This window comes from Corallococcus sp. AB038B (genome assembly GCF_003668955.1).
Lineage (GTDB): Bacteria > Myxococcota > Myxococcia > Myxococcales > Myxococcaceae > Corallococcus > Corallococcus exiguus.
On record NZ_RAWO01000382.1, the window covers coordinates 1 to 387 of the forward strand.

Consider the following 387-nt stretch of genomic DNA (forward strand, 5'->3'; position numbering starts at 1 on the left):
CGCTGCCACGTCTCGCGCGGCACGAGCCCGGCCGCGCAGGCCAGGCCGAGGAACGGGAACAGGATGGGCAGCAGGAGGTAGCGGATGCCCATCAGGTCTCCGAAGAGGCCCGTCAGCACCACCGCGCCCACGCTCGTCCCCAGCGCCAGCACCCCGAAGAGGCAGACGGCGTACAGCCCCCACCTCGGAGACCCGGGCACCGTCCACTGGCGGCGTCGCGCCACCAGCACCACCACCGCGGCCAGCGTCACGCCCACCCACAGCGCCGTCAGTCCCGGAGACTGCCGCGCCTGCTCCACCATTGCCGCCTGGAGCTGCCCGAGGCTCTCCAGCGCCACGTCGGCCTTCAGCCGCGTGTACCCGGAGCCCGAGCGCTTGCTCGTCAGC

At 73.4% G+C, this 387-nt stretch carries 1 protein-coding gene; it reads right to left on the bottom strand.

All coding sequences use genetic code 11. From position 1 onward, the window contains the following. Positions 1-387, bottom strand: a 387-nt coding sequence (locus D7Y04_RS46675) for a hypothetical protein (protein ID WP_121763099.1), incomplete at both ends; no start/stop codon positions are given.